General features: G+C 60.8%; 19 protein-coding genes. 12 read left to right on the top strand and 7 right to left on the bottom strand.

Features of this window, described 5'->3' with window-relative positions; translation table 11 throughout:
• Window positions 1-46 precede the first annotated feature (46 nt).
• The 4 genes from AB5Y81_RS06230 (at window position 47) to yciA (ending at window position 4758) form a co-directional block, all read left to right on the top strand.
• A complete protein-coding gene (locus AB5Y81_RS06230) occupies window positions 47-1963 on the top strand; it encodes a transglycosylase SLT domain-containing protein (protein ID WP_279484580.1) in 1917 nt (638 codons plus the stop codon).
• 179 nt (window positions 1964-2142) lie between these two features.
• Complete coding sequence (locus AB5Y81_RS06225) at window positions 2143-3141, top strand: LacI family DNA-binding transcriptional regulator (protein ID WP_026458828.1); 999 nt, start codon at window positions 2143-2145, stop codon at window positions 3139-3141.
• A gap of 257 nt (window positions 3142-3398) precedes the next feature.
• Window positions 3399-4211: an NAD-dependent epimerase/dehydratase family protein gene (locus AB5Y81_RS06220; RefSeq protein ID WP_368146601.1), complete on the top strand. Its 813-nt coding sequence runs from the start codon at window positions 3399-3401 to the stop codon at window positions 4209-4211.
• A gap of 148 nt (window positions 4212-4359) precedes the next feature.
• Window positions 4360-4758 (top strand): acyl-CoA thioester hydrolase YciA, encoded by a 399-nt coding sequence (gene yciA / locus AB5Y81_RS06215; RefSeq protein ID WP_024942822.1) that lies wholly within the window; start codon window positions 4360-4362, stop codon window positions 4756-4758.
• A 6-nt stretch (window positions 4759-4764) separates the two neighbouring features.
• Here yciA and AB5Y81_RS06210 read toward each other — a convergent pair whose 3' ends face one another.
• The gene (locus tag AB5Y81_RS06210) at window positions 4765-4989 is read right to left on the bottom strand and encodes a hypothetical protein (RefSeq protein ID WP_005299261.1); all 225 of its coding nucleotides are present in this window, start codon (window positions 4987-4989) and stop codon (window positions 4765-4767) included.
• A gap of 111 nt (window positions 4990-5100) precedes the next feature.
• Between AB5Y81_RS06210 and AB5Y81_RS06205 the strand changes: the two genes are divergently transcribed.
• The gene (locus AB5Y81_RS06205) at window positions 5101-5946 is read left to right on the top strand and encodes an endonuclease/exonuclease/phosphatase family protein (protein WP_005299265.1); all 846 of its coding nucleotides are present in this window, start codon (window positions 5101-5103) and stop codon (window positions 5944-5946) included.
• 63 nt (window positions 5947-6009) lie between these two features.
• Here AB5Y81_RS06205 and AB5Y81_RS06200 read toward each other — a convergent pair whose 3' ends face one another.
• On the bottom strand, window positions 6010-7557 hold the full coding sequence (locus AB5Y81_RS06200) for a LysM peptidoglycan-binding domain-containing protein (RefSeq protein WP_054545192.1): 1548 nt from the start codon (window positions 7555-7557) through the stop codon (window positions 6010-6012).
• A 70-nt stretch (window positions 7558-7627) separates the two neighbouring features.
• Window positions 7628-8392 carry a hydroxyacylglutathione hydrolase gene (gloB, locus tag AB5Y81_RS06195; protein WP_017781805.1) on the bottom strand — a complete coding sequence of 255 codons (765 nt, stop codon included), beginning with the start codon at window positions 8390-8392 and terminating at the stop codon, window positions 7628-7630.
• Window positions 8393-8463: 71 nt separating this feature from the next.
• Here gloB and AB5Y81_RS06190 point away from each other — a divergent pair, with 71 nt between their 5' ends.
• Window positions 8464-9186, top strand: coding sequence for a class I SAM-dependent methyltransferase (locus AB5Y81_RS06190; RefSeq protein WP_279484577.1), 723 nt, complete (start codon window positions 8464-8466; stop codon window positions 9184-9186).
• Window positions 9187-9229: 43 nt separating this feature from the next.
• On the opposite strand, the gene rnhA is transcribed toward AB5Y81_RS06190, so the two are convergent.
• Window positions 9230-9694 carry a ribonuclease HI gene (gene rnhA, locus AB5Y81_RS06185; protein WP_005299276.1) on the bottom strand — a complete coding sequence of 155 codons (465 nt, stop codon included), beginning with the start codon at window positions 9692-9694 and terminating at the stop codon, window positions 9230-9232.
• Window positions 9695-9746: 52 nt separating this feature from the next.
• On the opposite strand from rnhA, the gene dnaQ reads away from it, so the two are divergent.
• Together dnaQ and AB5Y81_RS06175 are read left to right on the top strand one after the other, a co-directional pair.
• Window positions 9747-10481: a DNA polymerase III subunit epsilon gene (gene dnaQ / locus AB5Y81_RS06180; RefSeq protein WP_042007981.1), complete on the top strand. Its 735-nt coding sequence runs from the start codon at window positions 9747-9749 to the stop codon at window positions 10479-10481.
• Entirely contained in the window at window positions 10478-11746 is a 1269-nt protein-coding gene (locus AB5Y81_RS06175; protein WP_279484576.1) for a TIGR03503 family protein, read from the top strand. The genes dnaQ and AB5Y81_RS06175 overlap by 4 nt, the downstream gene beginning before the upstream one ends.
• A 94-nt stretch (window positions 11747-11840) precedes the next feature.
• On the opposite strand, the gene AB5Y81_RS06170 is transcribed toward AB5Y81_RS06175, so the two are convergent.
• The gene (locus tag AB5Y81_RS06170) at window positions 11841-13358 is read right to left on the bottom strand and encodes an HD domain-containing phosphohydrolase (protein ID WP_005299285.1); all 1518 of its coding nucleotides are present in this window, start codon (window positions 13356-13358) and stop codon (window positions 11841-11843) included.
• 165 nt (window positions 13359-13523) lie between these two features.
• The gene (gene fadE / locus AB5Y81_RS06165; RefSeq protein ID WP_279484575.1) at window positions 13524-15980 is read right to left on the bottom strand and encodes an acyl-CoA dehydrogenase FadE; all 2457 of its coding nucleotides are present in this window, start codon (window positions 15978-15980) and stop codon (window positions 13524-13526) included.
• A 245-nt stretch (window positions 15981-16225) separates the two neighbouring features.
• Between fadE and lpcA the strand changes: the two genes are divergently transcribed.
• From lpcA to AB5Y81_RS06150, 3 genes are all read left to right on the top strand, one after another.
• Complete coding sequence (lpcA, locus tag AB5Y81_RS06160) at window positions 16226-16804, top strand: D-sedoheptulose 7-phosphate isomerase (RefSeq protein WP_005299294.1); 579 nt, start codon at window positions 16226-16228, stop codon at window positions 16802-16804.
• A 152-nt stretch (window positions 16805-16956) separates the two neighbouring features.
• Window positions 16957-17736, top strand: coding sequence for a class II glutamine amidotransferase (locus tag AB5Y81_RS06155; protein WP_005299296.1), 780 nt, complete (start codon window positions 16957-16959; stop codon window positions 17734-17736).
• Between the two features lie 319 nt (window positions 17737-18055).
• Window positions 18056-18391: an Hpt domain-containing protein gene (locus AB5Y81_RS06150; protein ID WP_005299299.1), complete on the top strand. Its 336-nt coding sequence runs from the start codon at window positions 18056-18058 to the stop codon at window positions 18389-18391.
• A gap of 51 nt (window positions 18392-18442) precedes the next feature.
• On the opposite strand, the gene yvcK is transcribed toward AB5Y81_RS06150, so the two are convergent.
• Window positions 18443-19354, bottom strand: a complete 912-nt coding sequence (yvcK, locus tag AB5Y81_RS06145) for a uridine diphosphate-N-acetylglucosamine-binding protein YvcK (RefSeq protein WP_005299302.1) — start codon at window positions 19352-19354, stop codon at window positions 18443-18445.
• A gap of 112 nt (window positions 19355-19466) precedes the next feature.
• Between yvcK and AB5Y81_RS06140 the strand changes: the two genes are divergently transcribed.
• Window positions 19467-19939: FIST N-terminal domain-containing protein (locus tag AB5Y81_RS06140; RefSeq protein WP_368146599.1), on the top strand; the 473-nt coding region annotated here is incomplete at its 3' end.

Below are 19939 nucleotides of genomic sequence, written 5' to 3'. Positions count from 1 at the left end.
CACCGCCAACGGGCGGTGGCATTGCCTCTCAATGGAGACGTCTCTCGTGAAAGCCGTGCAGGGAATCATTTTATCGGCGCTGTGCGTGCCGGGGCTGCTGACGCAGGTGGCGGCGCAGACCCTGGAACAATCTCTCTATCGCCAGGCTTATGACGCGGTGCGGGCCGACGATCAGGCCCGTTTTCAGCAAATTCGTGCCCGTTTGACTCATTATCCGCTGCTGCCCTATCTCGACTACTACCAGCTGGCCTTCCGGCCTGGGGCGGCGGACTATGACGACGTGACTCGCTTTATCCGCGAGCATGGCGACACCCCGCAATCCAACCGGCTGGAGCGCAGCTACCTCACCTATCTGGCCCAGAGCCAGCAGTGGTCCCAGTTCCTGCGCTTCTACCCGGCCAAGCCGAACTCCACCGATCTGCTCTGCATGCACTATCAGGCGCGCTACTACACAGGCCAGCAGAGCCAGGCGCTGCAGGAGGCGGGCAAGCTCTGGCTGAGCGGCCAGTCCCGTCCCGATGCCTGCGATCCCCTGTTCCAGCTCTGGCAGCAGGCGGGCTTGCGCACCCAAGAGAAGATCTGGACCCGCATGACCTTGGCCTTCGAGGCGGAGAACCCGAATCTCATCCGCCACCTCGGCGCCCAGCTCGGTAGCGGCATGAAGGCCTATGGGGATCAGATGATTACCCTGTTCGAGCAGCCCGCCAAGGCGATGAACACTGCCTATTTCACTAACGCAGCCCCCTCCAAAAAGTTGCTGCTGCTGGGACTTGCCCGCTATGCCAACCAGCAGCCGGAGGCGGTGCTGGGGCAGCTCGGCTATCTGCGCTCGCGTTTTGCACTGAGTGCCGCCGAGCTCAAACCGGTGGAACGGGCAGTGGCCAGACGGCTGCTGCTGGACCGCTCCACTGCCCAGCGCAGCTGGCTGGATGCCACCGTAGTGCGCCAGGCCGACCCGGATCTGCTGGAGCTGCGGGCTAGGCTCGCCATCTGGGAGCAGGACTGGAAAGGGCTCTCCGGCTGGGTCAAGCGCATGCCCATGGGCCTGCAGAAGGAGGATCGATGGCGCTACTGGCTGGCGCGCTCGCTGGAAGTGCAGGGCCAACAGAAACCGGCGCGGGATCTCTATCTGGAGACCGCCAATCTGCGCGGTTTCTACGGCTTCATGGCGGCGCAGCGCACCGGCGTGCCCTATCGGATGAAGAACCAGAGCGTGGCGCACAAGGTGCCGGACTGGCGCACCGCCAGCAGTCGCTGGCCCTTCCTGCTGCGGGTGCGCGAGTTGCTCGACATGAACGAGATCACGGCGGCGCGGGCGGAGTGGATCCACAACATGGATCGCAATCCGGTGGCCCAGCGCCTCGAGTTCGGCCACATCGCCCTCAACCAGGGCTGGCATGAACTGGCCATTCTGGCCAGCATCCGGGCCGAGGCCTGGGATGCCCTCGACTTGCGCTTCCCGCTGCCGCTCAAGCACACCTTCTCCCAGATGGCGCAGGAACGGACCATGAACACCAGTCTGCTCTACGCCATCTCCCGGCAGGAGAGCGCGCTCTACCCGCTGGCACAGTCGCCAGTGGGGGCGAGGGGACTGATGCAGCTGATGCCGACCACCGCCAAGGAGACGGCCAGCAAGCTGGGGGTGCCCTATCGCAACGAGCAGCAGCTGTTTGATCCCGCCATGAACATTCGCCTTGGCAGCGCCTATCTCAAGCGGCTGCTGGATGTGTATGACGGCAACCGGATCCTGGCGGCGGCGGCCTACAACGCCGGCCCCGGCCGGGTCAAACGCTGGCGCGATCAGAGTGCGGACAAGCCGATGGATGTCTGGGTCGAGAGCATTCCCTACAAGGAGACGCGCAATTATGTGCAGAACGTGCTGTCGTTCGACCTCATCTATCAGCACAAGCTGCAGCAGCCGCTGCGCTTCATGTCCGAGCGCGAGCTGAGTCACGCTTATTGAGACGGCTGCCGCCTGGGCGGCAGCCGGATTCCCATTCCTTCCCCAAAATGGTTATTATCCCATAAGGTTTTGTTACAAAAGGAAACCTGCCAGGTGATCGGGCGCCCTCTCTTGGTCTGGCAGGTTCGTTATAATCGCCCGTTCAACACAGACAGGCTTCCCCAACAAAGGAATTGATAGTGGCAACGATTAAAGACGTTTCCCGGTTGGCTAATGTGTCCATTTCAACTGTGTCGCGAGTCATCAACAACACGGCGCAGGTGGCACCAGAAAAGCGTGAGGCCGTATTGGCGGCCATGAAGGAACTGAATTTTCGTCCCAACAGTTTTGCTCAGGCGCTGGTCAGCAAGCGCTCCAACTGCATCGGCGTGCTGGTGGGGGATCTGTGTGGTGGCCCCTTCTTCGCCCAGATGATGCGCGGCATCGAGAGCGTGGTGGACAAGGCGGACAAGTTCACCATCGTCATGTCCGGCAATCACGACGAGGTGCGCGAGCGTCACGCCATCCAGGCGCTGCTGCAGCGCCAGTGCGATGCGCTGATCCTGCACAGCAAGGCGTTGCCCGACCAGGAGCTGAGCGAGCTGGTGGCGGGTAGCACCCCGGTGGTCTTCATCAACCGCCAGGTGCCGGGCGCCGAAGATCGCTGCGTCTGGCTGGACAACCAGGCCGGCATCACCACCGCCTGCCAGCACTTGCTGGATGCAGGTCATCGCAAGATTGCCTTCGTCACCTCGGACGATGAAGAGTTCGTCGATGGCCAGCAACGGATGGCCGGGTATCACCACGCCCTGCAGCGGGCCGGCATCGCTCTTGATCCTGCCCTCATCGGCCGCGCCTTTGCCGACGAGAACGGTGGCTACGTGGCGATGGGCGAGCTGCTGGATCGGGGCGTCGAGTTTACTGCCGTGCTCGGCTTCAACGACGCCATGGTGGCGGGGGCCATCTCCTGCTTGCTGGAGCGGGGATACAAGATCCCGCAGCAGATTTCGGTGGTGGGTTTTGATGACATTCCCTATGCCCGCTACATCTATCCCAAGCTCACCACGGTGCGCTACCCCATCGAGGAGATGGGCGGCAGGGCCGCGGAACTGGCGCTGAGCCTGCTGGATCACAAGCCGGCCGAGGGGCTGGAGCTCAAGTTCGAGGCCGAGTTGGTCAGACGGGAATCCGTCGCCTGAGTGGCCGACATTGGCCCTGAATGGGCCAATGTCGCTCCCGAATTTTGCTGAAAAATTGAAAGCGTTTTCAGAAATCCTTTTCAACTGTGATCCGCTTCAAAGCTTTTTGGACTGCCTGCCACTAGCATAGGCCCCACGAATTAGGAGCCTGCGCTCCCGATTTTCCCGCTGTGGGAGGTAACTGGTTAATCCAGCTATTTCCTTCGTTACTTTCGACGGTCATCATGGATGGCCGTTTTTTTTGCCAGGATTTTGTCATGACAACAGAGCGTGAATACCAGACCGGGATCGTGGGGGCAGGCTGGCTGGGACTGCCGCTGGCCCGGGCGCTGCAGGCCGAGGGGCGCCAGGTGGCGGTGACGGTCAGTTCGGCCGAAAAAGCCGCGCAGCTGACAGCAGAGGGGGTGAAGGCCTGGCCGCTGCAACTGGGCTACGGACTGGCGGCCCTGCCGTTTCGCTGCCGCGAGCTGGTGATCTGCGTGCCGCCGAGCAAGGTCGAGGATTACCCGGCCGCCATCGCGCGGGTAGCCGAGTTGGCGCGGGGGGTCGGCGTGCAGCGCTTGCTGTTCGTGAGCGCCACCTCGGTCTGGGCGCCGGGACAGGGGGAGGATGAACACCCCATGCCTGCCCACGAGCGCGGAATGCGGATGCTGGCCGCCGAGCAGGCGGCGATGGGGGCCGGCATTGCATGCTCCATGGTGCTGCGCCCGGCCGGGCTCTACGGGCCAGAGCGCCATCCCGGCCGTTTCCTGGCAGGCAAGACCCTGGAGGGGGGCGGCCAGGCGGTGAATCTGGTGCATCTGGATGATGTGGTGGCCGCCTGCCTGCTGCTGCTGGAACAGGGCAAGGATGGGGATGCCTACAACCTGAGTGCGCCAGTGCACCCGCGCCGGGAGCAGTTCTATCCCTTTGCCGCGCGCCAGCTGGGCCTGCCGGCCCCGATCTTCATCGAGCCGGCCGGCCGGTTTGCCCCCGTCGAGGGGCAGCGCATCTGCGAGCAGCGCGGGTTTGTCTATCGCTGGCCCGATCCGGCGCACTGGTTTGCCGAGCTGGCAGCCCAGGGGCTCTGAACATACTGCCCGGTGCTATGCGTGGGTATGGCGGTGAGGCACAGGCGGCTCCGCTCCTTGGTCGGGCCTGCCGTTTGACGGGCAATTGAGGTTTGCCAAGGGGGAGCTCGCCCCCTATCATGCCGCCATCCATATAGAGAGAGCGGTAATGATGGTAGATACAAGACGTCACCCCGATGGGGAACTGTTGCTGAGAACCCTGGCAATGCCAGCCGATACCAACCCCAATGGCGATATCTTCGGGGGCTGGATCATGTCCCAGATGGATATAGGTGGGGGCATCATGGCCAAGGAGCTGGCAAAAGGACGTATTTGTACCGTATCCGTCGAGGGCATGACCTTTCACAGCCCGGTCAAGGTGGGCGACGTGGTGTGCTGCTACGGGCGCTGTCTGAAGATTGGCCGCAGTTCCATGCGACTGAAGCTGGAGGTGTGGGTCAAGCCGGTGCTGCGTGAAAACGAAGCCCAGCGCTACTGCGTCACCGAGGGGATCTTCACCTATGTCGCCATCGACGAACAGGGAAAATCCCGCCCGGTACCGGTCTGATCCGGGTCAGATAAGCCGGGCGTTGATGATGGATATTTCCTGCTCAAACCCGGTTTTTTGCCGTATCATGCGTTCCAGCATCTCTTCCGAGCCGACGCACTGCTGGGTGTCGAACAGGCAGAGATCGCACTGGGGATCCCGTCTGATCTGATAGACGGTGGAAAGCTCCACTTGATGACAATTTCCTTGTTGATCATAAAACGTCACGCGGTACTGGTGCTGTCTCGCCATCGTTGAATTCCTTCTGGATGAGCCGGGCCGAACACGAGTTATGAGCCTAGTCGGCAGCGATGACGTTTGGGATGGTCATGACACAATGCAGAGGCAGGTGGTTGTTAGCCAATGAAAAATAGTTATCGCATTCTGGGTACGTCGCTGCTGACGTTGGGACTGGTCGGCTGTTTCGAGGTGCCGGATCAGGATCACCTGGTCACGGCGCAGGGTATCATCCCCGGCGCCAGCTGCCAGAAGCCGCCGCTGGTGGCGCTGGCCTCCACCGCCTTGCCCCGCGAGTTTGGCATTACCGTCTGGAATCTCTACAAGGGTCAACGCAAAAACTGGCGCGAGGGGCTGGACGAGTATGCCAAGGCCCAGGATCTGGTGCTGTTGCAGGAGTCGGCGACCCGCCCCGAGATGCTGGAGTGGCTCAAGGCCGGTGATTTTCAGTGGCAGCAATTGCAAGCCTTTACTCAGGGCGGCGTCTCCTTCGGTGTCATGACGGTCGCCAAGACGCCGCAGGCGTTCGTGTGCGGCGTGCGCTCGCCCGAGCCGCTGCTGCGCATCCCCAAATCCGGTCTGGTCAGCCTCTACCCGTTGCAGGGGGATCCTGACGGTGTGCTGGTGGTCAACCTGCATGCGGTCAACTTCGAGCTGGGGATGGCGACCTTTCGCGAGCAGATCAACGATCTGACCGCCCTCATTCATCGTCACCAGGGGCCCGTCATTTTGGCCGGGGATTTCAATACCTGGAGCGACAAGCGGGAGTTCTGGCTGAAGCGGCTGGTAAGCGATCTGGGGCTGCAGGAGGCGATCCCGATGCCGGATCTGCGCCGGACCGCGTTTGGCCGGCCGCTGGATCACCTCTACTACCGCAATCTGGATCTGGTGGAAGTGAGCAGCCCGGCGACCGATGCCTCGGATCACAATCCCATCGTGGCCCGTTTTGCGGCCCAGGCCATCACCCCCTGAGCCCTGCTCCAGATAAAAAATACCCCGCATCAGGCGGGGTATTTTTTATGAAGTGATGAACGATCAGCTGTTGTTCTTCACGAACAGGGTCAGCTCCTGACCCGGCTTGAGGTAATCGCTCTTGCCCAGCTGATTCCAGCGCATCACGTCCATCACGGCGACCTGAAAGCGGGCTGCGATGGAGGAGAGGGAATCGCCGCGGCGCACCTGATAGACCATGGACTTGTTGCCACCCTTGCCCTGCTTGGGCCAGACCACCAGCTTCATGCCCGGTTTCAGGGCCGATTTGGCGTTGAGACCGTTCCACTTGGCCAGCTCGTCATGGGTCACCCCGTGTGCCTGGCTGATGCTCCACAGATTGTCGCCGGCCCGTACCTTGTACTGGATCTTGCCGCTGCCACGGCTGGCGAGCTGCTGTGGCTTGCTCTGGACGCTCTGGCTGACTACCTGTTTGCTGCCGCTGGTTGGGATCATCAGGGTCTGACCACGGCGCAGGTTGTTGCTGCGCAGGTTGTTGGCCAGCTTGATCTGCTGCACGCTCACCCCGTGATTCTGGGCGATGCGGGAGAGGGTGTCGCCACTGGTAACCTGATAGGAGCGGGTGCGGATGCGCTCGCTCTGCGGCAGGTCGGCCAGGGCCAGCTCCAGGGTATCGGCATATTCAACCGGTACCAGCAGGCGATAGGGGCCCTTGGGCGAGGTCGACCAGCGGGTCAGTGCCGGATTGACCTCTTTCAGCTGGGCCGGGCGCAGGCCCGCCAGCTGGGCTGCCACGTTCAGGTCGATCTGACCTCCTGTGTTGACCACCCGCAGTTGCGGTTTGTTGGCCAGCACCGGCAGGGTGACATTGTACTTGTCCGCATTGCGGATCATGTCAGCCATGGCCAGGATCTTGGGCACGTACATCCGGGTCTCGCGAGGCAGATCGAGCGACCAGTAGTCGGTCGGTCGGCCAGCCTTCTGATTGCGGATGATGGCGTTGCGCACCCGTCCTTCACCGGCATTGTAGGCGGCCAGCGTCTGCAACCAGTCGCCGTCGAAGAAACGGTTCAGGTACTCCAGATAATCCAGCGCGGCATTGGTGGAGGCCAGTACATCGCGGCGGCCGTCGTACCAGTTGTCGTGGCGCAGGCCGAAGTTCTTGCCGGTCGCAGGAACGAACTGCCACAGACCCACCGCATTGCTGCGGGAACGGGCGTGGGGATCGAACATGCTCTCGATCATGGGAATGGTAATAAGCTCCATTGGCAGCTCACGCCGTTCGATTTCCTCTACCATCAGATACAGGTAGGGCTCAGCCCGGCTGGCAATGGTCGCCAGATGCTTATCATTGCGCAACAACCAATCACGCTGCTGGCGGACACGATCGTTCTCCTGCGGATCAAACTGCATATCATCGCTGATACGCACCCACAGGTTATCGGTGTCATCCAGTTCGTCGATCTGTTCGTCACCGAACAGGAAGCGCGCAGAATGTTTTTTATACGCTTTTTTGTTGACTTGGGGGGACTTGATCGGCTCGATTGCCGTTAGCGCCCGGTCATCCTGATGGCTCAGGTTTTGGCAGCCGCTGAGAAACAGCGCCGCCAATAAGGCCGTTCGTACCTTCATCTCGCTCAGGTCATCTTTGGGAAAAACAGCTCGCATCATAAGGGGCAATGGCCCCCTGATCAAGGTTTGTTCAAAAAACATCCTTCCATTGGCGCAGGATCGTGAAGGTATCTACCGGATTTTCCACGCATTTCAGAGCGTGTTTCTCAGCAGAAAATTTCACGGAATCCAGTTCGCAACGCAGAAAAACATTGAAGCGCTTCTCATCTCCCAGCCGTGAGGGGAGACTCGGCAGGCCCTGCTGGCGCAGCTTGCTGATCAGCCCGATCTGTTGCTGGATCGCCTGGTTGTCGGGCTCGACAGCGTGGGCGAAGCGCAGGTTGGAGAGGGTGTACTCGTGGGCACAATAAATGAGGGTGTCATCAGGCAGGGCGGCGAGGCGCTGCAACGATCCGAACATCTGGGCCGGGGTCCCTTCGAACAGGCGGCCGCAGCCGGCACTGAAGAGGGTGTCGCCACAAAACAGCATGCCGTGACCGTGGTAGGCGATGTGACCGTGGGTGTGACCGGGCACGTGGATCACCTCGAGGCTCAGGCCGTGCCAGTTGATCTGATCCCCGTCATCGAGCCACTGGCCGTGGTACGCCGGCATGGGGTCAAGCTTGGGGCCATAGAGGCGGGCATGGGGAAAATGTTCCAGCAACTCGCCCACGCCGCCCACATGGTCGTGATGGTGGTGGGTGAGCAGGATGGCATCCAGTTGCAGCTCCAGCACGGCCAGCCGTTCCAGCACGGGAGCGGCCTCGCCCGGATCGACGACCAGGCAGTGATTTTCGTGTCGGATCAACCAGATGTAGTTGTCGTTAAAGGCTGGAACTGTGATCACTGGATACATGAGTCTGCTTCTCTTTATGGAGGGTATCTTATATAACTGGATGGCGTTCGAACCCCAAGTTGAGCCCTATTATGCAGGTGGCACGTACCGAACAACAAATCGAGATCCCGACCAGCTGGTCGGCACTGCCCATGGGGGACTGGGTAGCGGCCGAGATCCAGGAGCGACTCGACAGCTGGTGCCCGCATCTGTTTGGTTATCATCTGCTGAAGGTCGGCGCGTTGAGCGCCGAGCTCTCCTGCGGTTGCTCCTCCATTCGCCACCAGATAGGGGTCGCCCCTGGCGGTCGCCTGCTGGATCTCAAGGGGGATCCGCTGGCCTTGCCGGTACGCACCGGCAGCGTGGATGCCTGCCTGCTGGCCCACTGTCTCGATTTTTCGCCCGACCCGCACCAGGTGCTGCGGGAGGCGGAGCGGGTACTGACCGACGATGGCTGGATCATCGTCAGCGGCTACAATCCGCTCAGCTTGGTCGGCATCGGCCACTGCCTGCCTTTCCTGCGTCAACATCTGCCCTGGTCCGCCCGCATGTTCACCCCGGCACGGGTCACCGACTGGTTGCAGCTGCTTGGTTGCGAGGTGATGTTTGACGAGCGCTTCGGCTATTCGTTCATGGGCAAGCAGAGCCGGATTGGCTGGTGGCGGGAGAGTGTGGGGCGGGATTACTGTCGGCCGTTTGCGTCTGTCTACGTGATAGCGGCGCGCAAACGGCGCTTCCCCCTGACACCGGTGCGCCGTCGCTGGCGTCTGCCAGGCTCCATCGCTACGCCGGGGATGGCGCGCCAGGGCGGCTAGTCGTCAGCCGCCGATCAGGCTCATGTGCCAGAGGGGAAGGCGGTCAGGGTTGATAGCCGGTATCTTCGGCCAGCTGTTTGCCGCTGGCGGCCTCGCGGGCCAGCTCATCGCAGCGCTCGTTCTCCGGGTGTCCGGAGTGCCCCTTGACCCAGAGCCACTCGATCTGGTGGCGACTGACTTCCGCATCCAGCGCTTTCCAGAGATCAACGTTCTTGACCGGTTGACGGTTGGCGGTCATCCATCCCTTCTTCTTCCAGCCGATGATCCACTGGGTGATCCCCTGGCGCACATACTGGCTGTCGGTGGTGAGGCGAACCTGGCAGGGCTCGTTCAGGGTGCGCAGCCCCATGATGGCGGCCATCAGCTCCATCCGGTTATTGGTGGTGAGGCGAAAGCCGGCGGCGATCTCCTTGCGATGCTTGCCATAGACCATGACGGCACCATAACCACCCGGGCCCGGGTTGCCGAGGCAGGAACCATCCGTATACAAATCAATCTGTTTTAACATGAGGCTTGGGGTAAACTAGCGGGTAAAGCCGAAGTTTGACATAGATTGGATCATGAGCACACCCCAACTGAATCGCCAGATCATTCTGGATACTGAAACCACTGGTATGAACACGGCTGGTGGCCCCGTCTATCTGGGACACCGGATCATCGAGATCGGCTGTGTGGAGGTGATCAACCGCAAGCTGACCGGGAACCACTTCCATGTCTACATCAAGCCGGACCGGCTGGTGGACCCGGAAGCCATCCAGGTGCACGGCATTACCGACGAGTTTTTGCGTGACAAGCCGTCGTTCAGCCAGATTGCCGACGAGTTCATCGAGTTTATTCGCGGCGCCGAGCTGATTGCCCACAACGCGCCGTTTGACGTGAGCTTCATGGACTATGAGTTCAGCAAGCTCGGCCTCAACTTCAAGACCGCCGACATCTGCGGCATCACGGATACCCTGGCGATGGCGCGGGACCTGTTCCCGGGCAAGCGCAACAACCTGGACGTGCTGTGCGATCGCTACGGTATCGACAACTCGCACCGTACCCTGCACGGGGCCTTGCTCGATGCGGAGATCCTGGCAGACGTCTACCTGTTGATGACGGGTGGCCAGACCAAACTGAACCTGGCCACCGAGAGCAGCGAGAATGAAAGCAACCAGGACACCAGTATCCGGCGACTGGAGAGCAACCGTCCACCGCTCAAGGTGATCCGGGCCAGTGCCGAAGTTGAGGCGGTGCATGAGGCGCGGCTGGATCTGGTGCAGAAGAAGGGAGGAGCCTGCCTGTGGCGGCAATGAGCAAGCTATGGGGCGGCCTGCTGCTGCTGGCCTCGCTGACGGCTGGGGCCAACGAGGTATTTGCCCCCTCCGACATCCCCCTGCTCGATAATCGCTTTCGCATCGATTACGGGGTGAAGGAGATCACCTTCATCGTGACGCGCAAGCCGGGCACTCCGTCGGTGATCCTGGTGCGACCCGATGGCAGCAAGCTCTATGTGAGCAAGGTGACGCCGCCCGACGTGGGCTGGCTGGCGCTCAAGGATCAGGATCTCATCACCATCCGCAATCCCATGCCGGGCCCCTGGCAGGCCATTGGCGAGGTGGACCCCGACAACCGGGTGCGTCTGCTGTCGAACATCAAGCTGGAAACCGATCTGTTGCCGACCCAGCTTTATCAGGGGGAGAAGGTCAAGCTCAAATCCTGGCTGCTGATCGACGACGCGCCGCCCAAGGATGGCTACTACCTGTCCGATCTCGGCATGACGGTGCGACTGCAGCGTTTCAATGACGCCAAGCCGGAAGGGGAGCCTGTGGTCGATGAGGTGCTCGGCCACTATCGTGACGATGGCAAGGGGCTCGACGAGGTGCCAGGCGACGGCATCATGACCGCCGAGGCGGTGCTGGATGTGCCTGCCGGAAAATACCGGGCCATGTACAGCACAGGCAATCAGGTCTTCTCCCGTGCCCGCTATCAGGATGTGCTGATCTATCCGCTACCTGTCAGTTACTCTTTGGCGCCTCCCTCCCAGGAGTTCGGGGCCAAGCTCTCCTTCCTGATCGACGTGGATGAACTGGATCCCGCTTCCGTGGTGATCCAGGGCAAGGCGAGCAGCACAGTCGGGACCAGCATGCCGTTCAATGCGGTGGCCACCGAACCCAAGGTGGAGGTGGATCTCTCCGCCATCAAGGAAGTCGGCCAATATGAGGTGACGGCCACCCTGTTTGGCACGACCCGCTTGGGCCGCGAAATTCAGGTGAGCCTGCCGGTCAAATCCTTCAATATCTTCCCGGTGCTGGCAACGCCCCCATCGGCCGCCTCTGTCGCGTCAGAAGCCTCGGCGGCAATTCCGAGCCAGGTCAAGTTCGAGGAAAAGGAGAGCGGCGGCTGGCTGGTCTGGCTGCTGGGGGGCGCTGGCACATTATTGCTGCTCCTGCTCGGCGGCGTGGGCTTCATCGTGCTGCAAAAGCGGCGGGCGCTGAAAAAAGCCATGGCATCGCAAAAAGCCGAGAGCGAGAGCGCCAAGCCGGAGGCCAAGCTGGATCTCAACCTGCCCGAACAATAGGTGAGGGGAATGCTGCAAGCAGCAAAAAGCCGCCTGTCAGGGCGGCTCTTTCTATATGGGCAGATTATTGGGGTGGTTGAACAACCCATCCAGCTCAATGTTCCCCGACGTAGATATCCTTGTGCTGTTCGCGGATCTCGAGGAATTTATCGAGGTTGGCCAGCATCAGCTCCACCAGCTGGGGGTCGAAGTGCTGGCCTTTCTCCTCTTGGATCAGCGCCAGTACCTTGTCCAGCGGCCAGGCCTTCTTGTAGCAGCGATCCGAGCCGAGTGCATCGAACACGTCAGCCAGCGCCACCACCCGCCCTTCCAGCGGAATGGCATCGCCCTTGAGGCCACGGGGATAACCGCTGCCGTTCCACTTTTCGTGGTGGTTGCCGGCGATGGTGGCACCAATCTGGAACAGCGCCAGATCGCTGCCGGAGAGCATATCCTGTCCCAACTGGGCGTGGGTCTTCATGATCTCCCACTCCTCCGGGGTCAGCTTGCCCGGTTTGTGCAGGATGGCATCCGGAATGCCCACCTTGCCGATGTCGTGCAGCGGAGAGGCGCGCTTGATGAGCTCGCTCTGCTCCTCGCTCATGCCCAGCAACTGGCAGAACAGCTCGGTATAGAGGGCGACCCGCTTGACGTGCAGGCCGGACTCCTTGGAGCGGGTCTCCACCAGTTCGCCAATGCGGTAGATGATCTCGCGCTGGTTGTCGGCGATGACTTCGTTGAGCCGGATGTTCTCCAGCGCCACTATGATGTTTTCGGTGAACAGGCTGAGCAGGCCCGTATCCATCTGGCTGAGCTGGCGAGTGGTCTCGATGTGAAACAGCAGATGATGGCGGGGGTTCTGGCAGTAGAGCACCATCTGGTTGCCGTCATAGACGTTGGCGCGATTGTTCATGGCCTGACGCAGGATGACGGGAGCATCGGCCAGACGCAGCGATGGATGGCCCGGCAGCAAGGGTTCCAGGATCTGATCCCGCACCTCGTAGGCATACTGCTTCACATCATAGATATGTGAATCTTCCAGATTGAGCAGGGCACTGAGCTGCTCCTGGGCCCCTTCGACAAACTGCCGCAGTGCCCGCTTCTCGAAGATCCCCTTGGAGGCCTCGATGACCTTTTCTAGCCCCTGGCGGTTGCTCTCGAGGGTACGGATGTCACGATAGGAGCGCAGGCTGGCCCGCAGCAGGGTGCGCAGCTTCTGGGAGGTGAGCTCGGTCTTGTCCTTGTAGTCGTTGATGTCGTAGTTGCTGACCACGTCATCTTCCGGGGCCTGGCCCGGCTGACCGGTACGCAGCACGATGCGCACCATCTTGTTTTGCAGATCCTCGCGCACGAATTTGACCACATCGAGACCGGCGTGATCGACCTCCATGACCACGTCCAGCAGCAGCAAGGCCACGTCCGGGGTCTTGGCGAGCAGCTCCTTGGCTTGAGCGGCTGAATAAGCATGCAAAAATTCAATGGGTCTATTATCGAATTCAAACTTGCTCAGGGTGATCTTGGTGATGCGATGCACTTCGGGCTCATCGTCCACAATCATCACCTTCCATCCAGCCTGCTGGTCGTCGAGAAGGGGCAGATCGTCATCGTCAATAATCAGGATTTGGTCATCCATCATGCAATCCTGTTTGGGATCCTGTGCTTACATTAACTGCTTCACTAAGGATAGGAAACTTATTGGGAAATAAAATTTGATCTGTGAAATCTCTTTGTCGTCATCCTGATCCTGCCCCATAAAAAACGCCTCCACTTGGGAGGCGTTTGACTATCTATCAGGCGTTCAGGCGGCTCTGTGATAGGCCGATGGCTCGAACAGGGCCTTGTTGGCGACCAGCTCGATGGGATCAAAATCATCGACGTTGATGGTGCGCAGACGGCTCTCTTCGGCGCGACACAACTGGTCCGCTTCGGTCTGGTTGAGTACCCCCAGCGTCAGACCTGCTTCTGCTACCTTGTCCAGTTGCATAAACGGACGCTTGATGCCGTCAGCCTTGCATACTTTCTCAAACAGCGGCTCGGCAGAGAGCACGTCGTCCAGCGCCTGCTCCAGCAGACCGAAGGGGTTGCCCTCTTCGCGGGTGAGATACTGACCCTGAGCCAGTCGACTGCGGGTTTCGCTCGGGGTTTGCAGCAGGCGGGCTACCTGGTTGTCCAGCTTGTCGCTTGGGCGTTTCAGGTCGCGCCCCAGTGGCAACACCACGGCGCGCAGGGCAAGGCCAATCCAGCGGTTCGGGAAGTTGCGCAGCAGCTCGTCGATCGCTTCCTGTGCCTTGAAAAGGGCATCCTGCAGCGCCCAGTGCAGCAGCGGTAGATCGGCGTGCTGACGACCCTCGTCCTGATAGCGCTTGAGGGCGCTGGAGGCCAGATAGAGCTGACTCAGCACGTCGCCGAGGCGGGCGGAGACCCGCTCTTTACGCTTGAGCTCGCCGCCCAGAGTGCCCATCGCCATGTCCGACAGGAACGCCAGGTTGGCGGAGAGGCGGGAGAGCTGTTGGTAGTAACCCTTGGTCTGGTCCTTGAACGGCGCGGCAGCGAAGCGGGCACCGGTCAAACCCAGCCAGAAGCTGCGCACCAGGTTGCTGATGGCAAAGCCGACGTGGCTGAATACCGCCTTGTCGAAGTCCTTGAGGGCCTGCTCCTGATCCGGGTGGCTGGCCGCCAGCATTTCGGGCAGCACGTAGGGGTGGCAGCGGATGGCGCCCTGACCGTAGATGATCATGCTGCGGGTCAGGATATTGGCCCCTTCCACCGTGACGGCGATGGGCGCGCCCTGATAGCCACGGGCCAGGTAGTTGTTGGGGCCCATGCAGATGGCCTTGCCGCCGTGGATGTCCATGGCATCGATGATGCACTTCTGGGCCCGGTCGGTGAGGTGGTACTTGACGATGGCGGAGATGACCGAGGGTTTCTCGCCAAGGTCGATACCGGTTACGGTCAGCTTGGCGGCGGCGCCCATGATGTAGGCGTTGCCGCCGATACGGGCCAGCGGCTCTTCAATCCCTTCCATCTTGCCGATGGGCAGCTTGAACTGGCGACGGATGCGGCTGTAGGCGCCGCTCGCCAGGGCCAGCATCTTGACGCCGCCGGTGCTGTTGGAGGGCAGGGTAATGCCGCGTCCGACCGACAGGCACTCGACCAGCATGCGCCAGCCCTGACCGGCCATGGCCGGGCCGCCGATGATGAAATCGAGCGGGACGAACACGTCCTTGCCGCGGGTCGGGCCATTCTGGAACGGCACGTTGAGCGGGAAGTGGCGACGGCCGATCTCGACCCCTTTGATGTGGGTCGGAATGAGGGCGCAAGTGATGCCGAGCTCTTCCTCGTCACCCAGCAGGTGCTCGGGGTCACGCAGCTTGAATGCGAGGCCCAGTACGGTGGCGATGGGGGCCAGTGTAATGTAGCGCTTGTTCCAGGTCAGGCGCATACCGAGTACTTCTTTTCCTTCCCACTCGCCTTTGCAGACGATCCCGAAGTCGGGGATGGAGCCTGCGTCAGAGCCCGCTTCCGGGCTGGTGAGGGCGAAGCAGGGGATCTCCTTGCCGACCGCCAGACGCGGCAGGTAGTAATCCTTCTGCTCATCGGTGCCATAGTGTTGCAGCAGCTCGCCCGGGCCCAGCGAGTTGGGCACGCCGACGGTGGAGGCGAGCACGGCGCTGGCGCCGCACAGCTTTTGCAGCACGCAGGACTGGGCGTAGGCGGAGAACTCCAGGCCACCGTACTTCTTCTTGATGATCATGGCGAAGAACTTGTTGTCCTTCAGGTATTGCCACACCTCGGGGGAGAGATCGGCCCGCTCATGGGTCACTTCCCAGTCGTTGACCATGCGACACACCTCTTCCACCGGGCCGTCCAGGAAGGCCTGCTCTTCGGCAGAGAGGGTGCTGACCGGGATGGCGTGCAGCTTTTTCCAGTCCGGGTTGCCGGCAAACAGGTCGGCTTCCCACCAGGTGGTGCCCGCCTCAATGGCCTCTTTCTCGGTGCGGGACATCTCCGGCATGATGGACTTGTAGAGTTTGAACAGCGGCTTGGTCAGTTGATTGCGACGAAAATCCACCAGATTGAGGGGAACGGCGATCACCGCAAACAGTACCCAGACCAGCAGGGGAACGTGGCCATAGAGGGTGCCGGCAATCAGGGCTGCCGCCGTGGCCAGCGTGGAGGTGAACAGAGACGCCCGGCGATAAGCCATGGCGCCGATCACCAGGATCACTCCGAGCAGAGTGAGGGTCGTCGTCATTTTTCGCTCCTTACATGAGTTGCCGAAATTGGGTGAACTGGGGGTTAACTGATCCAGAGGTCTGACCTGTTGGATATGGTCTCTGTTGTAATTCATACGCACAAACTTATCAAGCTGTTTACAAGCTTGTTACCTTGGCTCTGTGATCGGCATAACGTAGTGCCGGCGCCATCTTGACGGGCGGGGGGCGACTCCGGGATTGGCTTGTGCGACAATGGCGCCGCCCATATTTTGGAAGAGACATCATGTACCAAGAACTGATCCGCAATGAATTGACCGAAGCTGCCGGCGTGCTCCAGGCGTTCCTGGCAGATGAGCAAAATCTGAAGAACATCGAGGCCGCCGCCAAGCTGCTCGCTGACTCCTTCAAGCAGGAAGGCAAGGTACTCTCCTGTGGCAACGGTGGCTCCCACTGCGACGCCATGCACTTTGCCGAGGAGCTGACTGGCCGTTATCGCGAGAACCGCCCCGGCTACGCCGGCATCGCCATCTCCGATCCCAGCCACCTCTCCTGCGTTTCCAACGACTTTGGCTACGACTACGTCTTCTCCCGCTATGTGGAAGCGGTCGGCCGTCGCGGCGACGTGCTGCTCGGCATCTCCACCAGCGGCAACTCCGGCAATATCCTGAAGGCCATCGAGGCGGCTCGTGCCAAGGGCATGAAGGTGATAGCGCTGACCGGCAAGGATGGCGGCAAGATGGCCGGTCTGGCCGATGTGGAGATCCGGGTGCCGCACTTCGGCTATGCCGACCGCATTCAGGAAGTGCACATCAAGGTGATCCACATCCTGATCCAGCTGGTCGAAAAAGAGATGGCCAAGTAAGGATGTGATCCCGCGCCGGAACCGCTGAATCCTGCGGGTTTATGTTCCGGCCAGCGTGATCCGGTGCAAGAGGTCGGCCGGCAGAGTTCTGAATCCCCGCCGGGCGACCCCTTGAACGTGCGACGATCAAGTAAGCAAGGAGCCCGCAGCCTATGTGCGAACTGCTCGGCATGAGTGCCAATGTGCCGACCGATATCTGCTTCAGCTTCACCGGCCTGATGCTGCGCGGCGGCAAGACGGGACCCCACAAGGATGGCTGGGGCATTACCTTCTATGAAGGAAAGGGCTTTCGTACCTTCAAGGATCCCGAACCCAGCGCCCAGTCCCCCATCGCTAGGCTGGTGCAGGCGCTGCCCATCAAGAGCCGCGCCGTGGTCAGTCATATCCGCCAGGCCAACCGTGGCTGTGTGTCGCTGGAAAATACCCACCCCTTTACCCGCGAACTGTGGGGCCGTTACTGGACCTTTGCCCACAACGGCCAGTTGACCGGCTACAAGAAGCTGGCCACCGGGCGACACAGGCCGGTGGGGGATACCGACAGCGAGCACGCTTTCTGCTGGTTGCTCGAGCGGCTGGAGCAGAAATACCCCAGGCGCCCTGCCAATTTCCCCGCCATGTTCCGCTATCTGGCGACCCTGTGCGACGAGCTGCGTAGCCTCGGGGTATTCAACATGTTGCTGTCGGATGGGGAGTTCGTGATGACCTATTGCAGCAACAACCTCTACTGGTTGACCCGGCGAGCTCCATTCGGGGAGGCACGTCTGCTGGATGAGGATGTCGCCATCGATTTTCAGAGCGAGACAACCCCGAACGATGTGGTGACCCTGATTGCCACGCGGCCGCTGACCGGCAATGAAGACTGGGTCAGGATGGCGCCTGGCGAGTTCAACCTGTTTCGGCTGGGTGAGCGGGTATCTGCCGATCAGAAGTGATAACACCCTGATCTCAATGTAAAAAAATACCAGGGTAGAATCCTACCCTGGTTCTTCGCAGCAGCCATACAGGCAAAAGGGATGAGAGAGGTGTTGCTGAGTCGCATCATTCTCACGGTCGTCATTGTTATTTAATTGTTAATTTATTGGCAACCATTATGTTGCAATTCGGCCATCTATTGTCTGGTTAGGCGAGCTCGATCACGTTTTTCATCCTATGCCCCGTGCGGGTCTAATTGTTGGTAGGGAAGCAGACGTGACGGTACCATGCCGGGCATCTATAGTATGGTCTGTTTGAATACCACGGGAGGATGATGAAATGGAGTGGCTGGATCAGAAGGTATTGCGACAATTGGCGGAAGATATCGGCCAGGAGATGATGCCGGTGGTGATCTCGGTGTTTATCGAGGAGGTGGGCGAGCAGCTCACTCAACTACGCCCGCTCTATGAGCGTCAGGACTGGACGGCTCTGGCCCGGCTTGCCCACAGCATGAAGTCTTCTTGCGGCAGTTACGGTGCTCAAGTCAGCTATCAGCAGGTGATGGCGCTGGAGCTCGCCTGCAAGCAAGCGGATGGGGCCGAGGTCGCCCGCCTGCTCAACGAGCTGGAACAATCCCTGCCTCAGGTGCTCTCCCACCTTGCCAACTACCATTGAGCCCGGGCAGCCGGCGCATGGGCGCCGGACTTGCCAGACTCAACCTGCCCGCTAGCGTTGATTGACCAGTTGCTGGATCACCCTGTCCAGGGCCAGTTTCAGTTTCAGGCGATCATGGCGATGGGGCAGCGCGGCTTCACCCAGATCGGCCTGGATCAACCTGCCAGCCAGTTCAGGTTGGTACTCTCCTGCAGGAGCCAGGATGGCATCGAGCCGTCCCGTACCGACCCGTGATTCCAGCCAGCGCCACTGATCGAGCAGGCTGAGCTGGCCAGCCGGGCCATTCTCCGCCACCAGATTGCAGATGAACACCAGCATGGCGTTGCTCTCGTTGATGGCCTGCGCCACCTCCGCCAGCAGCAGCGGGGGCATGATGGAGGTGAGAAAACTGCCGGGGCCCAGAATGATCATGTCGGCCTGCTCCAGCGCCTGTACCGCCTCGCGGGTGGCCGGTACTTCGGGGCTCAGGCTGAGTGAGAGCGGCGGGGTATCGAGCTGATCGATGGAGACTTCCCCCAGGATCTGGTTGCCACAGACGGTGTGGGCACACAGGTCGGTGGGAAATTCAGACATGGGTAACAATTGTGACTCTATTTTCAGCATGTCGCTGATGAGCTTGATAGCATCAAGAGGGCGCACGCAGAGGTTGTCGAGTGCCAGCAGCATCAGGTTGCCGAGGTTGTGGCCGGCCAGTTCACCACGACCGGCGAAGCGATACTCGAACAGCAGGCTGCCGATGCTGGGATCGGTGACCAGTTGATTCAAACAGTTGCGCAGATCACCCCAGGCGATACACTCCTGGCTCTTGCGCAATCGTCCGGTGGAGCCGCCATCATCCGTGGTGGTGACGATGCCGGTCAGGCGCGATCCCAGGAACGAGAGGGACGAGAGCACGCGGCCCATGCCATGGCCGCCACCGATGGCGACGACCCGGTCAAAATCATTGATGTTCTTCTGCCACATGCGGCTGTCCTGTGGTTGGTCTCGAGTGAGAGCATTCTAGTCGATGAAACGGGATAATTGTTTGATTAAGGTATGATTTTTGCTTACCCCCAGCATCATGCACAACTAGGAGATGGTGTTGAACTTTCTGACGGCTCACTCTCTTGAAGAGACCTCCCTGCTGGCTGCCCGACAGATCAGTGAGCGGCTGCTCGCTCAATCACCCGATTCCCCTTCGCTGTTGTTGGTCTATTTTACTCAGGCTCATGATGCCGAGGAACTGCGTCATCACTTCAAACAGCAGTTCCCGTCGTCCCGGCTGATCGGTTGCAGCTCCTGCGGCGGGGTCATGACCCAGACCGGCCACCATGCCCGCCAGGGGCGGGGGGTGGCGGTTGCGGCCATCTACGATGACAAGGGCGCCTACGGTGTGGCGGGTCAGGCGGGGGGGGCCGTCGATGTGCGCCAGCTGCTGCGCAGCGCCATTGCTGACGGGGGCCGCCCCGGCGAGTTGCCGCAACTCATCTTGTTGCATGCAAGCCCGGGCCAGGAGGAGGCGATGCTGGAGAGGATCGAAGCCGAGCTGGGTACAACGGTGCCGGTGGT

This window comes from Aeromonas sp. s2 (assembly GCF_040907935.1).
Classification (GTDB): domain Bacteria; phylum Pseudomonadota; class Gammaproteobacteria; order Enterobacterales; family Aeromonadaceae; genus Aeromonas; species Aeromonas dhakensis.
This window is presented reverse-complemented; position numbering and strand designations above follow the sequence as displayed.

Bases quoted from the DNA above. Each gene is read 5' to 3' on its own strand.
- AB5Y81_RS06205 (WP_005299265.1), top strand. From the start codon at position 5,101: ATGAAAAATAGTTATCGCATTCTGGGTACGTCGCTGCTGACGTTGGGA.
- gloB (WP_017781805.1), bottom strand. From the start codon at position 8,392: ATGTATCCAGTGATCACAGTTCCAGCCTTTAACGACAACTACATCTGG.
- AB5Y81_RS06170 (WP_005299285.1), bottom strand. From the start codon at position 13,358: ATGGATGACCAAATCCTGATTATTGACGATGACGATCTGCCCCTTCTC.
- dnaQ (WP_042007981.1), top strand. From the start codon at position 9,747: ATGAGCACACCCCAACTGAATCGCCAGATCATTCTGGATACTGAAACC.
- AB5Y81_RS06190 (WP_279484577.1), top strand. From the start codon at position 8,464: ATGCAGGTGGCACGTACCGAACAACAAATCGAGATCCCGACCAGCTGG.
- AB5Y81_RS06220 (WP_368146601.1), top strand. From the start codon at position 3,399: ATGACAACAGAGCGTGAATACCAGACCGGGATCGTGGGGGCAGGCTGG.
- yvcK (WP_005299302.1), bottom strand. From the start codon at position 19,354: ATGTGGCAGAAGAACATCAATGATTTTGACCGGGTCGTCGCCATCGGT.
- AB5Y81_RS06210 (WP_005299261.1), bottom strand. From the start codon at position 4,989: ATGGCGAGACAGCACCAGTACCGCGTGACGTTTTATGATCAACAAGGA.
- AB5Y81_RS06150 (WP_005299299.1), top strand. From the start codon at position 18,056: ATGGAGTGGCTGGATCAGAAGGTATTGCGACAATTGGCGGAAGATATC.
- rnhA (WP_005299276.1), bottom strand. From the start codon at position 9,694: ATGTTAAAACAGATTGATTTGTATACGGATGGTTCCTGCCTCGGCAAC.
- yciA (WP_024942822.1), top strand. From the start codon at position 4,360: ATGATGGTAGATACAAGACGTCACCCCGATGGGGAACTGTTGCTGAGA.
- AB5Y81_RS06200 (WP_054545192.1), bottom strand. From the start codon at position 7,557: ATGAAGGTACGAACGGCCTTATTGGCGGCGCTGTTTCTCAGCGGCTGC.
- fadE (WP_279484575.1), bottom strand. From the start codon at position 15,980: ATGACGACGACCCTCACTCTGCTCGGAGTGATCCTGGTGATCGGCGCC.
- lpcA (WP_005299294.1), top strand. From the start codon at position 16,226: ATGTACCAAGAACTGATCCGCAATGAATTGACCGAAGCTGCCGGCGTG.
- AB5Y81_RS06155 (WP_005299296.1), top strand. From the start codon at position 16,957: ATGTGCGAACTGCTCGGCATGAGTGCCAATGTGCCGACCGATATCTGC.
- AB5Y81_RS06175 (WP_279484576.1), top strand. From the start codon at position 10,478: ATGAGCAAGCTATGGGGCGGCCTGCTGCTGCTGGCCTCGCTGACGGCT.